This is a genomic window from Salipiger sp. PrR002 (assembly GCF_010500775.1).
Taxonomy (GTDB): Bacteria; Pseudomonadota; Alphaproteobacteria; order Rhodobacterales; family Rhodobacteraceae; genus Salipiger.
The window spans coordinates 1-18,209 of the sequence record NZ_JAAGOU010000045.1 but is presented as its reverse complement, the minus strand read 5'-3'; the positions used below and the strand labels follow the sequence as shown (position 1 = coordinate 18,209).

The window sequence follows — 18,209 nt, the reverse complement described above, 5'->3', positions numbered from 1 at the left end:
CGACGTCCCGGCCTCAGCATGGCCGGGACGTTTTTCTTTGCGTATTTGAAGAACAATGAACTCCAAGAGCCGGCAGCCCCCGAAGACTTTCATTGTTCCCAAAATACGCAATCTGACCGCCTCGCCGGTTCCGCCCGATGAGGGCTTGGCGCGCCCTGCCCGCATGCCCATATTGGCCCCATGCTGAAGTTCATGCCGATCCTGCTGGCCATCGCCTATGCCGTCGTCGCCTATCACTTCTCGGCGTGGCGCACCGCGCGCGAGCTTGATGGTCGCTCGACCGAACTGGCCGACCCGAAGCTCAAGGCGCTGACCGACCGGATGGCGGCGGCGCTCGACCTGCCGCGGATCCGTGTGAACATCTATGAGATCGCGCCGGTCAACGGGCTGGCGGCGCCGGATGGGCGAATCTTCATCACCCGCGGCTTCTATGATCGCTACAAGGCGGGCGAGGTGAGCGCCGAGGAACTGGCCTCGGTCATCGCGCATGAGCTGGGCCATGTGGCGCTGGGGCACTCGCGGCGGCGGATGATCGATTTTTCCGGCCAGAACGCGATCCGCGCGGCGCTGGTCATGGTCTTTGCGCGATTCATTCCCGGGCTCGGGCCGCTCATCGCCAATACGCTCACCTCGCTTTTGGCGGCGCGGCTGTCGCGCGGCGATGAATATGAGGCCGATGCCTATGCCGCCGCGCTGCTGCACAAGGCCGGGATCGGCGTCGGGCCGCAGAAGTCGCTTTTCACCAAGCTGGAATCGCTGAGCGGCGGCGGCGGGCGCGGCATGCCTGCGTGGCTGCTCTCGCATCCCAAGACCTCCGAGCGGATTGCGGCGCTCGAGGCTCTGGAAGCGCGTTGGACGGCGGTCGAAAGCTGAAGCCGCGCCCTGCCCGGATCAGGCGCGCAGCCAGCGGCGGCGCAGCCAGCGGTCGAGCGACAGCCACCCGCCTCCGGTCAGCGCGAGCGTGGTGAACAGAAAGCCCCAGAGCAGCCTTTGATCGAGGATCGGCGCGTCCGGCTGGCGGTCGAAGAGCGCGCCGATGGCCGAGGCGTCAACGCCATGGCCGATGATGTCGGTCAGGCTCATGATAATCACGAAGCCCAGCATGCCCAATGCGGCGAGCCGCGTGGCAAGGCCAAGGATCAGCAGCAGCGGCAGGACAAGCTCCGCCGCGGTGCCTGCGGCGACCACCAGATGCGCGGCGAGGCCAAGCTGGCTGGCGTCATAATTCACCGCCTCCATGGCGCGCGGAAAGATCTGCGCGTAACCGTTGAGCGAGAGCCCGAAGCCGTCGATCTTGGTCAGCGCCGAGGACCAGAAGAAGCCCGCCAGCGTGGCGGCAAAGACCGCGCGTCCGGCAAGACCAAGCAGCCCCGGCGCAGCGGCGAGAAGCGCGCGCTCGGCGCGCAGCAGATGCGCCTTCAGGTCCGGCGCGGCGGTATGGCTGAACACATGGGTCATGGGGTTGGGTCTCCGTGGGTGAGCGCTTCGTCTGCGGCAAAGGCACCGGCCTCGAACAGGCATCCGAAAATGGCGGCGTGATCTGCGCCGATGGGCAGCGCGGCGCCGAGCGGGGTGCCGCGGGCAAGGGCGCGCAGCGTGGCTGCCGTCCCCTCTGGCGCGGCAAGGGTCAGCACCCTGAGATGCGGGCGGCTGACCAGAACCTCTCTGGCGCGGCCTTGCGTCAGATCGGGCCGCGCCGCGTTGCGCGCCCAGATCGCCAATGCCGAGGGGCCGAGGGTCAGCACCCGCAGCGCCGGGTGAAGGCGCGGGCAGAGCGCCGCCAAAGCTTCGGGTGGCAGGCCCGCCAGCACGCCGGGTGCCAGCGGCGCGGCGTCAGCAGATTGGCTGGCCCCGCGGCGGGCCTGCTCGATGCGGGCCACATCCGCGAGGTAGGAGAGCGCGGCCAGCGGTGGGAATTCCGCGATCCAATCGGCGAGCTCTGCGCCATAGGTCGCCATCACCGGGCTGCGCGGCGGGTGCGCTTGCGCGAAGGCGCGGGCCATGGCGCGAAAGTATTCCTCGCCCACCAGACGCTCGACCACCGGAAAGGCCGCCGCGAGCGCTTCGGTGAGCGCGACGCTGACGTTGTTGCGGTAGACGTCATAGCGCCGCGTGGCCTCCGCCCCCGAGGGATCGCGCAGCGCCGCCGGGCGCGGCGCCTCGGGCGACAGAAGCGCGCTGGCAAAGGTTTGCGTGAAAGCGCCCGGCCCGCTCATGCCGCCCTCCGCCGTGCCATGACCTGCGATGCACGCGCGGCCTCGGTCTCGAGCGTGGCGAAATCGGGCACGTCATTGTCCCATTCGATCAGCGTCGGGCGCGAGCCGATGCGGGCGATGACATCCGCATAGAGTGCCCAGACCGGATCGGCCACCGGCGCCCCATGGGTGTCGATGAGCAGCGGCGCGCCCTGCCCGTCGTCCTCTTCGGCGTAGCCCGCGAGGTGAATCTCGCCCACCTCCTCGACCGGATAATCGGCGAGATAGGCAGCGGCGGAGGTGCCGAGGTTGCTGGCGGAGATGAAGACGTTGTTGATGTCCAAGAGCAGCCCGCAGCCGGTGCGCCGGGCCACCTGCGCAAGAAAATCGGTCTCGCTCATCGTGCTCTCGGCAAAGACCGCGTAGCTCGAGGGGTTCTCGAGCAGCATCCGCAATCCAAGGCTTTGCTGCACCTCTTCCACATGCGCGGCGACACGGGCCAGCGTGGCCTCGGTATAGGGCAGCGGCAGCAGGTCGCTGAAATAGGTGCCCTCGTGGGTGGACCACGCGAGATGCTCGGAAAACTGCGCCGGGCGGACCCGGTCGATCAGGCGGCGGAGCCGGGCCAGATGCGCGCGGTCGAGCGGCTCAGCGCCGCCAATCGACAGCCCGACGCCATGCACCGAGATCGGAAAGCGCGCGCGCAGATCGTCCAGCATGGCAAGCCGCGGGCCGCCGTCGACCATGTAATTCTCGGCGTGGATCTCCAGCCAGCTTACCGCGCCGGGGCTCGCGAGATCGTCAAAATGCTGGGATTTAAAGCCGATGCCAGCGGTGTTGGGCAGATGGGTCGGGTGCATTGTCAGAGCCTCCCTCAAGGCGCTTGGGGACAGGGGCGCGCGGCAACCCGAAGCAGGCCGCCGCGCGCATCGCGCTGGGGCGATCAGCCCTTCGGCAGGTCGCGCTCCAGCGGCTCGAGCGAGCCCATGCGGGCCATGCCATCGGCCATGGCGGGCAGGTCGATCTCGGCGCAGGTCCCGGCGGGCACCAGCGTCCAGGCGTTGCCCTGATAATCCACCGAAGCGGTCCCGGCGCAGGTGGTGCCGGGGCCAGCAGCGCAGCCGTTCTCGCCCGCCATGGCGACGCCGTAGCACTTCTCTTGCTCTTGGGCGTGGGCGGCGCCGGTCATTTGCGCGAGACCGGCGGCGACGGCACCGGCGAGGGCGAGATGTTTGCTGTGAATGGTCATGTCAGTCTCTCCAGAATTGGCCAGAATTGGCGCGCAGTTCTCATCGTCTGCACCGGGGTCTTCGGCATGGCGGGGGGATTTGTTACGGCGCTCGCGCTTCTGTGATAGTCTGGAAATATTCCGTGGGCGCTGTAACGCGGCGCCTCGCGCGCCCGTATGCGCAGTCAGATGCCCGAAGAGCAGGACCGGACCGGACGCCGATGAAAGCCCCCGCACGCGGACAGGACGAAGAGATCGAGACGCTGATGCGCGCCGCGCTCGGCGGTGACCGCAAGGCCTATGCCGCCTGCCTCGCACGGCTGGTGCCGCGCATGCGCGCCATGGCCGCCAGCGATCTGCCCGGTCAGCACGCGCATCTGGCCGAGGACGTGGTGCAGGAGGCGCTCTTGTCGATCCACCTCAAGCGCGGCAGCTGGGACCCGTCGCGGCCGCTGATGCCTTGGGTGCGGGTGATCGTGAAGCACAAGGCGATCGATGTGCTGCGCAAGACCCCGAAGGCCCCGCACGAGCCGGTCGAGGATCATCCGGGGCTCGGCGCCCCTGCGGTCGATCCGCTGGCGGGGCTGCATCTGGAGCAGGCGCTCGCGCGGCTGCCCGCGCGCGACGCGGCGCTGGTGCGTGAACATGCAGTGAATGGCGTTGACGCCGAGTCACTGTCGAAGGATTTCGATCTCAGCCCCGGCGCGCTGCGCGTGGCGCTGCACCGGGCGCTGAGACGACTGGCCGACGCGGCCAGAAAGGAGGAAGAATGGAAACCGATGAGCTGATCGCCGCGCTCAGCGCCGACGATGTGCCCGCAAAGCGCCCGAACCTGCTTTGGCGGATGGCATTTGGCGTCGCGATTTCCATCGTGCTGATGCTGGTGTTCTGGGGCATGCGTCCGGGATGGCCGGACGTGCTGCTCATGCTGCCGCTGCTGGTCAAACAGGGGCTTCCGGTGGTTCTGGCGGGGCTTGCTTGGGCCGTGCTGCGCGGCAGCGATCCCGAGGCGCAGGTGCCGCTCTGGCCGCTGGGGCTGCTGGCCGCCGCCAGCGTCGCGGGCTGGCTGCTGTCGGCGCTGTCGGGCGGCGACGTTCTGGGGCAGTCGCTGTGGCAATGCCTGCTGTCGATCCCGGCGCTCGCCCTGCCCATCGCCATCGCCCTCTTCCGCGGCCTGCGGCACCGGATCGAGCCCCGCCCCGCGCGCACCGGCATGCTTGCGGGGCTGTTCGCGGGCGCCGCAGCGGCAGCGGTCTATGCAGTGCATTGCGACGAGGACAGCGCCGCCTTCTTCCTGCTCTGGTACGGTCTGGCGATCGTTCTCTGCGGCTTTGTCGGACGGCTTGCTGGACGGCGCTGGCTGGGGGTTTAACCCCTCCCCCCTATAGGGTTCTCCGGCATTGACACAGGCTACCATCTTCCGTCGCGCGCCGTTTTATGTTAAGTACATTCATGGGGCATCTTCGGCATGCCACCCGTCCCCATAGGCTGCCGAACCACCGTCGGACGGGCCTCTCGCCTCTCCCGCCCAAGTTTTTCTCCATGCCCCAAACGGCCCGATATTCCCGGGCCGAGTCGTTTGAATTCCATTTTTCAGAGACGAATTCAGACCCCGAAAGGAAAAGCCATGAAGTCCCTTCTAGCCGTTTCCGCCATGACGCTGGCGCTCGCCAGCGCCAGCCCTGCCGCCGCGCAGAACTCCCTGATCGACCAACTCTCGCAATATGTGCCCGACTCGGTGATCAGCCTGCTCGACAGCAGTGAAATCCTCGACGCGTTCACCATGACCCGCAGCAGCCAGTCGGACCTTCGGGCCACGACGCGCGTCGAATATCTTGCGACCAGCGGCGCGGTGCCGCGCACCTATTCGACCCACCAGCTGAACAGCGTGGGGCGCTATCTGACCGATGCCGAGATGCAGAACATGTCGGCGCAGCACTTTGGCGACGCGCTGGCGATCATCGCCTCGAGCAAGCCCGAGGGTCAGAAAGCCGCGATGATCAGATCGCTGTCCTATCGCTGATCGCGTCATCGACTGAACGACGCCGGGGGCCGCGCATCGCCGCGGCCCCTTTTGCTGCAGCGCTTGCATCAGCCTAGGAACTGAGGCTTCATCGCGGTATGAGGACCACTCAATGACCCCAATGCGACCGATCTTCACCGCGCTTGCCTGCGCCGCGCTTCTCGCGCTTGGTGCCTGCGCTGCGCGCAAACCAAGCGAGGCCGAAGTGCTGACCGTCGCCTGCAGCGCCGGCATCGCCGAGGCCTGCGGCTACCTCTCGCGCGGGCGCTCGGTCACCGGCACGCCGCTGTAACGCCAATCCCAACCGTCGGCTGTCCGCCCTCCCAATTCGCTCGGTAGCGAGGTTGCGGAGCATGCGAGGGGAGCATTTCGTCATTTCGAACGCTGCACGGCGATTCTCTGCAGTGCAAAACCGTGTAAGACCATCACCCAGAACAGCCACGGCGGAAATTTCAATAAATTTAATAATTAATGAATTTTTGAAACTTACCCCCTTTGGGACGGCGTCTCCCTGAAAAATTGCGCAACAATAAATCAATTCAGACATCAAAAATCAGTAACAGATATTAACGAAACCTAAATATCAGGAGTTCTGAAAATTAATCTTGATTAGGATGCAACTCCAAATATAGCCGTTAGGTGTGTGGTTATGATTTCACGTTGAGGGCATCAACATTGAACGATCAGGGTTTTACACCTCCCGTCTCTCAATTGATTTCCGTCGTTGTCCCTTGCTACAACGAAGAGCCCGTTCTCGAAGAAACGATGCGGCATCTGCAATATCTCGCAGCGGATTTGAGCCTCCGGTACCGGTTCGAATTTATTTTCGTAGATGACGGAAGCGGCGATCGCACGCTTGAGATCCTGCGCGAGGCTGCGAACCGCTACAGCAACATCAAGATTGTCAGCTTCGCACGGAACTTCGGGCATCAGATCGCTGTCACCGCGGGCATAGACGCCACCTCCGGTGACGCGGTCGCGCTGATTGATGCGGACTTGCAGGATCCGCCGGAAGTGCTGGCGGAAATGCTTGAACGGTGGCAGAGCGGGTATGAGGTCGTTTACGGCGTGAGGGCCAGCCGCGAGGGCGAAAGCGCATTCAAGATCGCCACGGCCCGCTGGTTCTACCGCGTGCTGAACCGCCTTTCCGAGCGCCCGATCCCGCTTGATACCGGTGACTTTCGGCTCATGGACCGAAAAGTTGTCGACGCACTGCGGTCGATGCCAGAGCGGCATCGGTTCGTGCGCGGCCTCGTGGCATGGATCGGCTACCGCCAGATCGCGCTCCCCTATGATCGCAAGAAACGCGCGGCAGGGACCTCGAAATATCCGCTGCGCAAGATGCTTCGCTTTGCCACCGACGGCATCTTGTCGTTTTCATCAAAGCCGCTGCAGATTGCCACGAACCTTGGCGTCTTGGCAGCCCTGCTCGCACTCACGGGCATCATCTATGCGATCGTCTTGCGGGTGACCACGTCGATCTGGGTCGAAGGCTGGACGGCCATGATGATCGCCGTTCTTTTCATGGGTGGCGTGCAGCTGATTTCCCTCGGCATCATCGGCGAATATGTCGGCCGGATCTATGAAGAGGCGAAAGGGCGGCCGCTCTATATCGTACGAGAGCGCATCGGATTCGAAGCACCGGTCAAAGCCTCTTCCCGTGAAAGGGTCGATGCGTGACACTTCGTAAGTCGGTCCATTTGGCCTTAGGCGGCTCTGCATCGGTCTTCTTCATATGGCTGGTCCTGCGCGCAATCCCCTTAGCAGACCTGCTCGCCGTCCTGCGCAGCGCGCGACCTGTCTGGGTCATGCTCGCGGCGGCAGCCTTCGGCGTCGGCTATGCCTGCCGGATCTGGCGCTGGCGGCTCATGCTGATCTCGCATAACCCCGAACTGCGCTGGAGCCGCTGTGCGGTTCCTTTCATGGTGTCCATCGCCGCGAACAACGTGCTTCCCTTCCGTGCCGGAGATGCTCTGCGCACGGTCGCCTTCACAAACTGGCTCGGGGTTCCCACGGCGAAAGTCCTCGCCACAATGCTGGTCGAACGGTTGCTGGACCTGCTTTGCCTGCTCGTCGCGCTTGGCCTTGCGATGGCGATCTTTGGTGAGCACACGCCGGGGGCCGTCACGCTGATAAGCTGGGGCGCGCTGCCATTGATCGGGGCGAGCTGTGCCATTGTGCTCCTGCTGCTGTTTCCGCGATGGCTGCAGCCGCCGACACAGTGGGGCCTTGGCCTTCTGCACCGGATCGCACCAGCCGCCGCGAAGACGCTCGGCGTTCAGATGGATAAGCTCTTCCACACCTTGGAGACGCTTGCGCGGCGTCCCCGCATCGCGCTCCTTCTGCTTTGGTCGCTTCTCGCGTGGAGCTTTGAGGCCGTCGTCTTTTACGCGATCGCCTGCGCGCTTCCCGAGATGTCCGAAACTGCCGCCGCGTGGGTCGCAATGCCGGTCGGAACGCTGTCGACGATGCTGCCGTCGACTCCGGGCTATGTGGGCACGTTCCACTACTTCGTGATGAAGGCCGCAGAAGCCCTCGGCAACGCGGACATCGCCGCCGCCGCCTTCGCCTTTCTCGTCCATCTCGCCCTCTACATTCCCGCGACCCTGTGGGGCGGGTTCTGCTTTGCCTATTGGGCGCTGTCCGGCGCCAGCGGCATTCCGACGACCACCACCAAGGAAGCCTCTTCATGACCTTTCACAAGACCCCGCTCGGCGCTGAGCGCACCACAATCGTTGGCGGCGGCTTTGCCGGTCTGTCGTGTGCACTTGATCTGGCGCGGCAGGGTCAGGCGGTGACTGTTCTCGAAGCAGAAAACACGATTGGCGGCCTCGCTGGTGCCTTCGAGACGAAGGGCGAACGGCTGGATCGCTTCTATCATCATTGGTTCACCAACGACCAAGAGGTGATGGCGTTGATCGAAGAACTGGGACTGTCGAAAGAGGTCGTGACCAATCCCACCAACACCGGCGTGTTTTACGCCAACAAGATCTTCAAACTCTCGACCCCGCTCGACTTGCTAAAGTTCACCGCCCTGCCCTTACCAGACCGGATCCGGCTCGGCCTTCTGACCTTGCGCGCGCGGCGCGTCGAAGATTGGATGGCGCTCGAAGACGAGACGGCGGCGGACTGGCTGCGCCGTCTGGGCGGCGAGCGGGTCTATCGCATCGTCTGGGAACCTCTTCTGAAGGGCAAGTTCGGCCCCTACGCCGAGACGGTCTCTGCCGTCTGGTTCTGGAACAAGCTCAAATTGCGGGGCGGCAGCCGGGGCAGCAGCGGAGAAGAACGGCTGGCCTATCTCAAGGGGAGCTTTGCCCGCCTCGCCGAAACCATGGCCGAGGCGATCATCGAAGCGGGTGGAGAGGTCAGAAGCGCGACGCCGGTGGAGCGGATCGAGCAGGCCGGAGAGGGGCGCTGGCGTTGCAGCGGGCCTTGGGGCCAGATCGAGAGCGACAGGGTCGTCGCGACCACCGCCTTGCCCCTTATCGCTGATATGGTCGGTAGTTGGGCACCTGAGGACTACATCGCGCAGTTGCGCCAAATCGACTATCTGGCGAATGTCTGCCTCGTGCTGCGGCTCGACCGTTCGCTGTCTTCGACCTATTGGATGAACGTCAACGATACGTCTTTCCCCTATGTCGGCGTGATCGAACATACGAACTTCGAAAGCGCCGAGAATTATGGCGGCGACCATGTGGTCTATCTGTCCAAATACCTGCCGCACACGGATGAGCTCTATCGCATGTCCGATAGCGAGGTGTTGGAGTTCTCTCTCCCGCATCTGAAACGCATGTTCCCCGCCTTCCGCTCCGAATGGATCCGTCAGTCCCACGTCTGGCGCGCACGCTGGTCGCAGCCCGTGGTCAACAAGCACTACTCCCGGATGATCCCCGCTACCGACGGTCCCAGCCCCGGCTTCCACATTTGTTCGATGGCGCAGATCTACCCCGAAGATCGCGGCACCAACTACGCGATCCGCGAAGGGCGGAAGATGGCGCGTCACCTGGTCGGGCAACGGGTGTGAAACCGAACAGTCCCTACCAACCGCCCTTGCCGCTGGGCTACGCTTTGTGCACGGCGCTCACGCTTGCGGCCACGGTCGCGATCGGCCTTTGGCAGACACCGCTTGATCGCTATGCCGCGAGCCACGGGATGGCCGCGCTGCTGCGCACACTGGTGACCATCACCATGCCGTTGGCCCTTGCTGCGCTCAGTGGCGCGAGCCCGTCCTCGCAGCGGGCCTGGGGCGCTGCGCTGAGCGCCATTGCCGCGCTCACCTTCACCGGGAGCATCGGACTCACCGTGCTGCTTTCGCTTCTCGTAGCGCTATTGCTGCGACCTGCGCTGCGCACTCCCGCCGCCGAGGCCGCCCCACGCCGACACGCGCACTGGCTGGTCGCGTCGGCCTGCGTCCTTCTCACGGCGCTGCTGCGTCTTTCGGTGCTCGACGAGCCGTTCGAACGCGACATCATGGTTTACGCCATGGTCGCGAGCGGATGGCTCGACGGGCTGCAACTCTATGCGGGAATATGGGACCACAAGCCCCCCGCGCTTTACGTCGCCTATGCGGCGGCCATCACTGTCTTCGGCCAAGAACCGATTGCGATCTGGGCTCTGGGCATGGCTGCATTCACGCTGACCCTGCTTGGCGTGAAAAGAGTCGCAGAGCGGCTCTCGGGACCGCGCGCCGGGCTCATCGCCATGGCCATCTGGGCGGTTTGCGGCAATGATCTTCTGCTGCAGGCCAATCAGCCGAATGTTGAGGTCTTCCTCAATGCCTGCCTTGTCTGGGCATTGAGTTTTCTGCTGCCGCGCGATGGAACAGGTCTTTCGGCCCGGACAATCCTGATCGCGGGCGGCCTGTTCTTCCTTGCGTCGAGCTTCAAGCAGATCGCGGTATTTCCAGCCTTGTTCGTCGCCATGTGGCTGGTGCTACAAGCCTTGCGAGCCGCGCCACCGCCGAACCCGGCGCATCGCCTGGCACGTGGCACCGCGCAGGCAGCGCTGCTTGGTTTGCCGGGGGCCATGGGTTGGTCCCTGCTTTTTCTTGGATTTTATACCGCCGGAACCCTGGGCGACTTTCTCTACGCTGCCTTCGAGTACAACCAATCTTATTCCGGCTCGCTCTTCGGCAACATTGGCGCGGCCCTCCTCAGCGGCACAAATCACCCCTATTTTATCGGGGCGTTCTTCGTGTTGGTCTGGCTTCATGCACTGGCCGACAAGAATGAGAGCCATAGCGTGCTGATCGCCTTTTATCTCGGAATCGCGGTGATGGTCGCGGCGCCGGGAAAGGGATTCCCGCATTATTTCCAACTCATGGTCCCACCCATCGCGATCAGCGGTGGGGCCTTCCTTGCTAGAGCCATACCGACGGAAAAACTCACAGCCGCCTGCCTGATGGTCCTTGCCCCGATCTGGGTCAGCTTCGGCTATTTCACCTCTCCGGAACGGGTTGCCTTCGTGAAATACGGCCAATCGAGCCACGGCGGAGAATCCTTGGAGTCGCGGGAAATCGGCCTCTGGCTCTCGGAAAATTCGAAAGAAAACGTTCGGGTCTTGCACTGGGGCGCAGAGCCCGGCGTCTATTTCTGGTCGAAACGACCAACAAACTACCACCATGTCTTCAACTACCCGCTGTTCGATGGCCCACGCGCGCAGGAAATGACAGACGCTTTCCTGCAGCAGATCATCTGCAGGCCACCAGAGCTTGTGGTGTTCTCCAAAAAGCAGGATCGCATGGGCGGACCGATCGAAGCGTTCTTAGAATCCCACTACAGCCCGGCGGCAACAGCGCCGCGCTATGAGTTCTTCGAGATCTGGGAAAAGACGAGCACCCCACCCGCCTGCGGGCGCGCGGGATGACACGGCCGATAAGGCACAGGCAGACCGTGCAAAAAATCGACCTGAGTGTGAGGGAATGGTGGGTGATGAGAGACTCGAACTCTCCAGGACCACCAAAATAAGCCTCGAAATCAGATAGTTAACATATTTCCGCCTACTACTTCTGACCCAACACTATGCACCACTTGCTGTCAACGGCTCAAACTACATCCTGTTGGGTCTTCAATGCCTCACTCCACCTTTTGCGCCGGAGAAAAACCTTTCCAGAATAGTGGGTTGATGCGATGCTGCGTTGGCAGGCAAGGAGATACAGATGGCAGATGGCGAATCCTCAGGTTCGGGAAATTGGCTCACGACGCTAATGGACGGAGGGTTACCACAACTCGTTGCAGGTCCGGCGGGCAAAGCAATCAGCCGTTTGATAGGAACTTCTGCGGACATCCCGGCAGCCTATATTGAAAGCCTCGCACAAGGCATACGGGACAAAACCAAAGCTCGTAGTGATATCTCCGCTGCCATTGCAGAGCGAGTTGCGGACATGGCAACCGGCGACGCAGAAGTCATGGCCAGAGCCATGGACAGCATGTTGGCGCGATCTTACCGAGCACAAACAAATAAGGAGGCGGTTGCGAAGGTCGCATTAGAAGAGTTGCAGAACGCTCCGCCGTCGCCGGATAGTGATGGGCCCTCAGAAGACTGGATGAACAAGTTTGAGCGCTATGCAGAGGATGCATCGTCGGATGACTTGAGGCTGATGTTCGGCAATCTACTCGCTGGGGAAGTCCGGAATCCGGGCGGTATTTTTCCAGCGACCCTCCATTTTGTTTCTATGCTCGACAGCGAAACTGCTAAGCTAATAGAGCGAGTCCTACCTGTCTGCACATCCGACGGGGTGGCGCTAACCGAACTTCTCGATCCGAAGCTTTCTGTTCCTGAAGAAGCATTCATTGAACAGTCCGGTTTCTGGACTACAGGAAAGAACCTAAATTTGTGCCTCAACGAAGACGGTTATACCGTCCAAGTTATCGATGATGGTGGCTATGGCATTGCATTCAAAGGCTACCCCGAAGCTCCGATTAAATATAAAGCAGCATTGCTCTCTCGCGCTGGCATGAACTTGGCAAGCACAGTGCCGCACAGCTTCGACTATGATAGCTTAGTAAGACTTAGCCACACGATGCCTACCATAAAGAGAGTGTTTTTGGGATCGATCCGCACAACCGAAAATGGTTGGTCCATGGTCGCACCGACCGAATTTGACCGCGAAGGGAACAAGATCGAGTAGTCTGAGCTGTGAAGGCGAGTAGCCCCCCCCTCGGGTCGAATTGGACTGCGACTTGTCACATACACTCCGATAGCGGCGACAATGCCACTTAACTATTGCTCAGAACCCGGTAGACACTTCGCTCTGAAACTCCAAGCGTTTCGGCGATTTCCCTCCGGGTGCGCCCCTCCCCGCTCAGACGGTGCATTTCTTCGGCCTTTGCCCGTGCTGTGGGTTGGCGCCCCTTGTATTTCCCCTCGGCCTTCGCCTTGGCAATTCCTTCGCGCTGCCGCTCCAGCATGATGCGGCGCTCAAACTCTGCGATACCGCCCAGCATGGTCAGCATGAGCTTGCCTGTGGCGTTACGGGTGTCGATGCCCATTTCGAGGATTTCCAGCGATACGCCCTTGGCCTCCAGTCCCTCCACGATGCTGAGAAGGTGCTGCGTGGACCGAGCCAAGCGGTCGAGTTTCGTGACCACCAGCGCGTCCCCCTCGCGGCAGAACTCAAGCGCATCACCGAGCTTTACTCGCTTCGCCTTATCCACGGAGGAGACTTGCTCCTCAAAGAGCTTCTCACAACCTGCCGCCTCAAGGTCCCGGCGCTGGGCGTCAAGTCCTGCTGTCTGATCAAGGGTCGAGGTTCTCGCGTAGCCGATCTTCACTGTGTCACTTCCTTCTGCCAATAGTGTCTTTGACCTTGTGGCATGACGCCTGCCAAAACGTCAACCCCACTCATGTGTCATGTCATTGGCAGCGTCTCGGCACATGCCACAAGACCATGCCCAGTGGCAGGCTGCGCCTGATCTTCTGGGGAATCTGGTGGTGGGCTGGACAGGTCACCTCCCCCTCGATAAGAATAAAGGCAACCACACCAATGCGTTATCGCATCGCTGTGCAACGGTTGCGCATGACTGAGCAACACAGGAACTACCATGTATCTCGCTATCCCGTTCATTGGTGCCCTCCACGTCTCGCGCCACTCCGCCGTCCCCTTGTCCCGTCCGCCTTTCGTCCTCCGTGACAGGGAGCAGCACGGCTCCGAATACACGCTCGGCGCTGGGCGTTGGCAGGCATACTTCACCCCGGCCTCCACCATCCGCCGCTGCAACCGGGCATGGCAGCGCCAGCGCAATAGCAGCAACGGCTGAGGGAAGCACAGGCAAGGCTGGGGCTGGCAATGACCCCACCCCCTGCCGTCTACAACATCGAAGGGGGAAGAAGTTCCCGCTGCTCCCTTAGTAAGGGGTTCAGATGTGCGACCCCTAAAAGGTCTTGGGTCCCATGCTTCGGGTCCCATCAGCCTACTTCGGCCCGCCTACGCTGCCGGTTGCGGTCTTCTCCGTGGAGGTGGCCGGATAGCTCCAAGATGAAGGCGGCTGCCGTCCATAGCGCGGCTCGCCCAGATAAGCTTGCCCCGATGCCTTGAGCCTCGCCGCGTATCGCCCGTGGTCGATCTTAGTGATTGGGGTGCCCTTCCGCTTGTTGCGGCAAGGCTGGCCTTCCTCCGCGCCACAATCCGGGCAAGCCACCTTGAGGGCTTCCTCCTGCGTCGTCCCGAGAGGGAACCTCAGCGGCCTCGTGCGGGCCTCTCCGAACCTCACCCCGTGCCTGATCGCGTGGCATTGCTTGCGCGGCTTCCTGTGGCCTCTGACGCCTGTGCAAGGCTCTCCGGCCTCAGCCTTGCAGTAGGGACAGGCCACGGTTCGTGCCTCGGCTTGGGTGCAGTAGCCTTGCAGGTTGATCTCGTAGGTTCGAGCGGGTCTGAGTGCTGTGATTGCCATGCTCAAAACAGCGCCTCCTCGTCGTCATCCATGTCCGGGAAGTCAGTGCGCCACGCCTCGACCATGTGTTCTCGCTTCGCGCCCAGACACCACGAGAGCGCCACCTCAACGGCATCGATGTTGATGTCTGCCTCACGTCCGATCTCCTTGCCGAACTTCTCGTAGAGCTTCTCTGCCCGCGCCTTGGTCATTTCGTCGAAGTCCTCGTCTGTGAGTTTGTCTGCGGCCTCACGCCTCAGCAGCATCTGTGCCGCCTCCCATGTTCTGGGCAGGTCCTGTCCTGCCTCCAGCAGCTTCTTCCGTGTGCTGCGCATGTTCCCGATGGTGCCGTTTGCCACCTGCGAGTTCCTCACCAGTTCGGCCTTGCTATAGGCGCTGGGGCCGTCGTCCTCGCCGCTCTTGGTCTTACACACTAGCCGCCACGCTGCATCGCTCCGTTCCCATGCCGCCATCGGCAGCTTCGTCTCGCTGTTGGCCTTGAGGGCATACAAAACCGCATCTCGCTCTGGCCCCTCGTAGATGACCGCACGGATTTTCTGCCTGCTCGCTCTTGTGTGGGCTTCGAGGCGGTGGTGCCCGTCTATGATGATCAACTCGCGGGTCTCTGGGTTTCTCCAGACATCGACCGGCGGAAGCTCCTGCTTGCTCTTGAGTGCCCTTGCCAGCTCGTCGGCATGGAACTCGTTGCAGACCGTAGCGCGGTGCTGGAAGTCATCCGGACGTGTGTTGATCTCTGTCAGCTTGACCCATTGCGTTCTGACGCGGGTAAGTCCTTGTATTTCTTTAGTCATGTGTGCTGGTCCTGTGTGTCTTTTGGTGCGCTGGCCCTCCGTCTGGCCTTGTCCAATCTGGCCACCCTGAGGCTGGACACTTTGGCAGGCTCCAGCGACACCCGAGGCCCCGCCATTACAGCAGTGACCCCGGACGTCATCACGGACCAGCGGGAGCGGTGCATGGCCGATCATCTGCGGCCCCGTCGGCCCGCTTCTCGTCCACGAGGCACCAGTCCTCCTAATGGTGGGACCTGATCCAGCACTATAGTCCGCCGTGCCCATGGGAGCACCTTGCGGTCTCACAGGCAGCAGCAGATACCCTTCCAACCGCATGGTGATCGCCGTGGGGGCGTGGAATTTGCGCGAACATGTCCACACTGCATTGACCGGAAACTACTCGCGGCCGTCTTTGCCGATGGTGCGCTGCGCTTGAGCGGCAATGCGGGTTGCTTGAGCGTGCCAAAGGCCAGTGCTCCGACAAAACGCAGTCACTTCCCTCCACGAGTTTGCAATGTTAGAGCATCGGCCACCCAAGGGGCGAGGAAAGCTCACATGCACGTGGATGACGAAGACACCGAAGAGCCGCAAGGTGCCCATGTCGAAGCGGCAAGTGACGGTGCTCCGAAACCCAAAATGCGCAGGCGATCTCTCGGGAAGGTTCGGCGCGAACTGACCGACGAAGAGTTGGGCTCCTCCGGAGTTCAAAAGATGCTACTCGACGATTTAGATCGTCTCGAAGGCGCTGAAATCGACCTCAAATCGACATTGGATAAATTTCACCAAGCGAATACCAGTCTTCAGGTCGCCAATGACAGACTTAAGACGCATAACGCTTTCGAAATTCTCTCCACAGGAACTATCGCTATAGGCTCAGTCCTCATCGGCGCAGCTTTCAATTGGAAAGATGACAACATCTTGCTTTGGCTAATGATCATTCTCGGCGTAGCTTTGATAATAATCGGCGTTGTCGCAAAAAGGGTGCGGCCATGAACCTAGAACTCCGATCCCTCATCGCCCCCGGAGACTTGAAGAATGAGCGCTTAACTCTTCGGGCTCTTTCTGCCTTGGATGTTGGCGACTACCTGGTCGCTCAGACCATGCTTATCGACGACTATCCCGCAACCAGCTTTGATCACATGATTTGGTTTCCCTTCAAGTCAATACTTAAAGGCGACCTCGTGGTGGTTTATACAAAGTCAGGAACAAGCAGGGAAAAAACATTGTCCAAAGGGAACACCGCGCACTTCTTCTACCTCGACCTAAATGAGCCAATTTGGCAGGACGAGAATAAAGGCGCTATCGTTCTCCACACTCCAAGCTGGGAAAGCAAGTCAGCAAAGGAGCTTGAAAGAAAACCCTAAAGCCACCCCCTAATTTCCAGAAAAACACCTCACGTCCTTACTAAGAAATCAATCGACTTATAGGAATGAGGGGATTTTCTGCATCTCGTAATAGAGCCCTGGAAGCATAGCCTCGCTTTTGCCGTAGCCCTCTGCTGACTTCCCGCCCGATCGTCCAGTAATATAAGTCTTCGCGCTATCCAGCATCCCTGCTCTAAGAGCCAAGTCTTCGAATAGATGCCGCCAACCATGGCTGGGAGCCAATTCGCGCCGTGTGATTTTCAGTTCGCGCCTGATCCAACCAGCGACGTTCCCTTGCGAACGGTTAGGAAACAACCTTTTAGCTGGCGCATTGTTTGCCGAATAGACGAACTTGAGCAAACCTTCATCCATGAGGTCTGCGTGAACAGGCACGACACGTATACTATGACGGTTTTTGAGGGTCTTCCCACCTTTGTTCGTTAGCCGGTAGAACCACTCACCATCACACTCGAAAAAATCGTCGACCATCAGTTGCGCCAGTTCTTCGATTCTGGCTCCTGAATAAGCGCACATCCAAGGTAGCCACCTCAATTCTGGCTTCACTTCGTGTCGCGCTGCTTCGAGGACAGTGCGAGCCTCGCTCATGCGATAAGTTCGATCCTCGCTTCTAACACCTTGCCGCTGAGGGAGTTCGACAAGGTCCAGCGGGTTGCGATCAGGGAACAACTCTCCGAGTGCATGTCGTCTCGCCCACTCCACAACCGTGCGTAGGTTCTGCAAGCGCTGCGCAATAGTAGAGTTCGATAATTTCCCTTCGTCTAAGAGCGCCCTCTTCCAATCGTCTGCTTGCCGTGCAGTGACAGTTTCGATTCGCTTACTGTTCCGGAAGGTCGCGAACTCATCAGAAGATCGCCTATACTTCCGTGCCGCGCTGTCAGACATCGGCTTCGCGTCTCGCCCTGCGGCGCGGCGCTTTATCTCAACATCGATCACTCCACCGAAAGTCGAGCCTTGGCCTTCACGCACTGGCTGGACACCTGTCCGCGACTTCGGCGCGTAGGCCGGGTATTTTTTCTCCGTCCCCGTTTCTGAATAGTCGCCTTTCGCCCGTGCGGCATTCAGGCGTGTCACATCCTCCATAGCGACGGCAACGCGTTCCAGCACCTTGCGTCGCGATACCTCATCAACGAGGAGACCGTGCTTCCTTAGCGCAGCGTCTGCCAGTCCTCCGAAGCGGCTTTCAATGTCGGCGGCTCTGGTTTCCGCTGTCGGCACCGCCAATGGATGGTTACGGCCAGCTCTTGCTGCCTCGTCCAACTCGGCGACACACTCCCACAGCTCAGGCGACCCCGGTTCATCTTCGAGGATGTCGAGAAAGCCCCTCACGACTTCACCAGCGATAGCTACAGCCTGTTTATGAGTTAGCCCCTCTTGTCCGCGCCGTAGTGCCTCCCAGTGCCCCTCCAATGCAGCCAATACCGTTGAGAAACGCCTCTTGGCCGTAGGCCAATCCTTTGTCCTTAACGACACTTTGGCGTGAGTTGTGATCTTGGGTTGGCAGATGCGGTCTCCTACCGGCACCGAAACTCTCGTCCCGGCAGCCCTGCCCAGCACGTCACGCGGGACATTGATACGCAGGTAGTAGGTCGATCCGACCATTACGGGTTTTGGCATTGTGCATCTCATCGTGTCCCACCTCTATGTATCAGTCGAGGCGGCTTATACGTATGCGCCGTTTCCGCCCCATTGATTTGGGACGTTTTTGCCGTGTGACGTC

Annotated in this window: 20 protein-coding genes; 13 read left to right on the top strand and 7 right to left on the bottom strand. The window is 61.3% G+C overall.

From position 1 onward, the window contains the following. Nucleotides 1-180: 180 nt before the first annotated feature. On the top strand, nucleotides 181-873 hold the full coding sequence (locus tag G0A00_RS24390) for a M48 family metalloprotease (RefSeq protein ID WP_164184900.1): 693 nt from the start codon (nucleotides 181-183) through the stop codon (nucleotides 871-873). Nucleotides 874-891: 18 nt separating this feature from the next. On the opposite strand, the gene G0A00_RS24385 is transcribed toward G0A00_RS24390, so the two are convergent. The 4 genes from G0A00_RS24385 to G0A00_RS24370 form a co-directional block, all read right to left on the bottom strand. Further along, a complete protein-coding gene (locus G0A00_RS24385) occupies nucleotides 892-1,458 on the bottom strand; it encodes a DoxX family membrane protein (RefSeq protein ID WP_164184901.1) in 567 nt (188 codons plus the stop codon). Next, the gene (locus tag G0A00_RS24380) at nucleotides 1,455-2,216 is read right to left on the bottom strand and encodes a DUF2063 domain-containing protein (RefSeq protein ID WP_164184902.1); all 762 of its coding nucleotides are present in this window, start codon (nucleotides 2,214-2,216) and stop codon (nucleotides 1,455-1,457) included. The genes G0A00_RS24385 and G0A00_RS24380 overlap by 4 nt, the downstream gene beginning before the upstream one ends. After that, entirely contained in the window at nucleotides 2,213-3,055 is an 843-nt protein-coding gene (locus tag G0A00_RS24375; protein ID WP_164184903.1) for a DUF692 family multinuclear iron-containing protein, read from the bottom strand. The genes G0A00_RS24380 and G0A00_RS24375 overlap by 4 nt, the downstream gene beginning before the upstream one ends. 83 nt (nucleotides 3,056-3,138) lie before the next feature. Then, nucleotides 3,139-3,444, bottom strand: a complete 306-nt coding sequence (locus G0A00_RS24370) for a DUF2282 domain-containing protein (protein WP_164184904.1) — start codon at nucleotides 3,442-3,444, stop codon at nucleotides 3,139-3,141. A 200-nt stretch (nucleotides 3,445-3,644) separates the two neighbouring features. On the opposite strand from G0A00_RS24370, the gene G0A00_RS24365 reads away from it, so the two are divergent. The 9 genes from G0A00_RS24365 to G0A00_RS24325 all read left to right on the top strand — a co-directional run bounded on the left by G0A00_RS24365 (nucleotide 3,645) and on the right by G0A00_RS24325 (nucleotide 12,575). Further along, nucleotides 3,645-4,211 carry a sigma-70 family RNA polymerase sigma factor gene (locus tag G0A00_RS24365; protein ID WP_164184905.1) on the top strand — a complete coding sequence of 189 codons (567 nt, stop codon included), beginning with the start codon at nucleotides 3,645-3,647 and terminating at the stop codon, nucleotides 4,209-4,211. Continuing rightward, complete coding sequence (locus G0A00_RS24360; RefSeq protein ID WP_164184906.1) at nucleotides 4,193-4,795, top strand: NrsF family protein; 603 nt, start codon at nucleotides 4,193-4,195, stop codon at nucleotides 4,793-4,795. The genes G0A00_RS24365 and G0A00_RS24360 overlap by 19 nt, the downstream gene beginning before the upstream one ends. 255 nt (nucleotides 4,796-5,050) lie before the next feature. Beyond that, on the top strand, nucleotides 5,051-5,446 hold the full coding sequence (locus G0A00_RS24355) for a hypothetical protein (RefSeq protein ID WP_164184907.1): 396 nt from the start codon (nucleotides 5,051-5,053) through the stop codon (nucleotides 5,444-5,446). Nucleotides 5,447-5,558: 112 nt separating this feature from the next. Further along, nucleotides 5,559-5,738, top strand: a complete 180-nt coding sequence (locus tag G0A00_RS24350; RefSeq protein ID WP_164184908.1) for a hypothetical protein — start codon at nucleotides 5,559-5,561, stop codon at nucleotides 5,736-5,738. Between the two features lie 383 nt (nucleotides 5,739-6,121). After that, on the top strand, nucleotides 6,122-7,126 hold the full coding sequence (locus tag G0A00_RS24345; RefSeq protein WP_164184909.1) for a glycosyltransferase family 2 protein: 1,005 nt from the start codon (nucleotides 6,122-6,124) through the stop codon (nucleotides 7,124-7,126). Beyond that, a complete protein-coding gene (locus G0A00_RS24340; protein ID WP_164184910.1) occupies nucleotides 7,123-8,139 on the top strand; it encodes a lysylphosphatidylglycerol synthase transmembrane domain-containing protein in 1,017 nt (338 codons plus the stop codon). The genes G0A00_RS24345 and G0A00_RS24340 overlap by 4 nt, the downstream gene beginning before the upstream one ends. Continuing rightward, nucleotides 8,136-9,470, top strand: coding sequence for an NAD(P)/FAD-dependent oxidoreductase (locus G0A00_RS24335; protein WP_164184911.1), 1,335 nt, complete (start codon nucleotides 8,136-8,138; stop codon nucleotides 9,468-9,470). Before G0A00_RS24340 ends, G0A00_RS24335 begins: the two co-directional genes overlap by 4 nt. Further along, a complete protein-coding gene (locus tag G0A00_RS24330) occupies nucleotides 9,467-11,311 on the top strand; it encodes a glycosyltransferase family 39 protein (RefSeq protein ID WP_164184912.1) in 1,845 nt (614 codons plus the stop codon). Before G0A00_RS24335 ends, G0A00_RS24330 begins: the two co-directional genes overlap by 4 nt. A 292-nt stretch (nucleotides 11,312-11,603) precedes the next feature. Continuing rightward, nucleotides 11,604-12,575, top strand: a complete 972-nt coding sequence (locus G0A00_RS24325; RefSeq protein ID WP_164184913.1) for a DUF2806 domain-containing protein — start codon at nucleotides 11,604-11,606, stop codon at nucleotides 12,573-12,575. Nucleotides 12,576-12,663: 88 nt separating this feature from the next. On the opposite strand, the gene G0A00_RS24320 is transcribed toward G0A00_RS24325, so the two are convergent. After that, nucleotides 12,664-13,218, bottom strand: a complete 555-nt coding sequence (locus G0A00_RS24320) for a recombinase family protein (protein ID WP_164184914.1) — start codon at nucleotides 13,216-13,218, stop codon at nucleotides 12,664-12,666. Between the two features lie 270 nt (nucleotides 13,219-13,488). Between G0A00_RS24320 and G0A00_RS24315 the strand changes: the two genes are divergently transcribed. After that, complete coding sequence (locus tag G0A00_RS24315) at nucleotides 13,489-13,704, top strand: hypothetical protein (RefSeq protein ID WP_164184915.1); 216 nt, start codon at nucleotides 13,489-13,491, stop codon at nucleotides 13,702-13,704. Between the two features lie 635 nt (nucleotides 13,705-14,339). Here G0A00_RS24315 and G0A00_RS24310 read toward each other — a convergent pair. Next, nucleotides 14,340-15,128, bottom strand: a complete 789-nt coding sequence (locus tag G0A00_RS24310) for a ParB/RepB/Spo0J family partition protein (RefSeq protein ID WP_164184916.1) — start codon at nucleotides 15,126-15,128, stop codon at nucleotides 14,340-14,342. Between the two features lie 534 nt (nucleotides 15,129-15,662). On the opposite strand from G0A00_RS24310, the gene G0A00_RS24305 reads away from it, so the two are divergent. Continuing rightward, nucleotides 15,663-16,100 (top strand): hypothetical protein, encoded by a 438-nt coding sequence (locus G0A00_RS24305; RefSeq protein ID WP_164184917.1) that lies wholly within the window; start codon nucleotides 15,663-15,665, stop codon nucleotides 16,098-16,100. Beyond that, nucleotides 16,097-16,471, top strand: a complete 375-nt coding sequence (locus G0A00_RS24300; protein WP_164184918.1) for a hypothetical protein — start codon at nucleotides 16,097-16,099, stop codon at nucleotides 16,469-16,471. Before G0A00_RS24305 ends, G0A00_RS24300 begins: the two co-directional genes overlap by 4 nt. A 57-nt stretch (nucleotides 16,472-16,528) precedes the next feature. Here G0A00_RS24300 and G0A00_RS24295 read toward each other — a convergent pair whose 3' ends face one another. Beyond that, nucleotides 16,529-18,106, bottom strand: a complete 1,578-nt coding sequence (locus tag G0A00_RS24295; RefSeq protein ID WP_164184919.1) for a DUF6538 domain-containing protein — start codon at nucleotides 18,104-18,106, stop codon at nucleotides 16,529-16,531. Nucleotides 18,107-18,209: the final 103 nt, after the last annotated feature.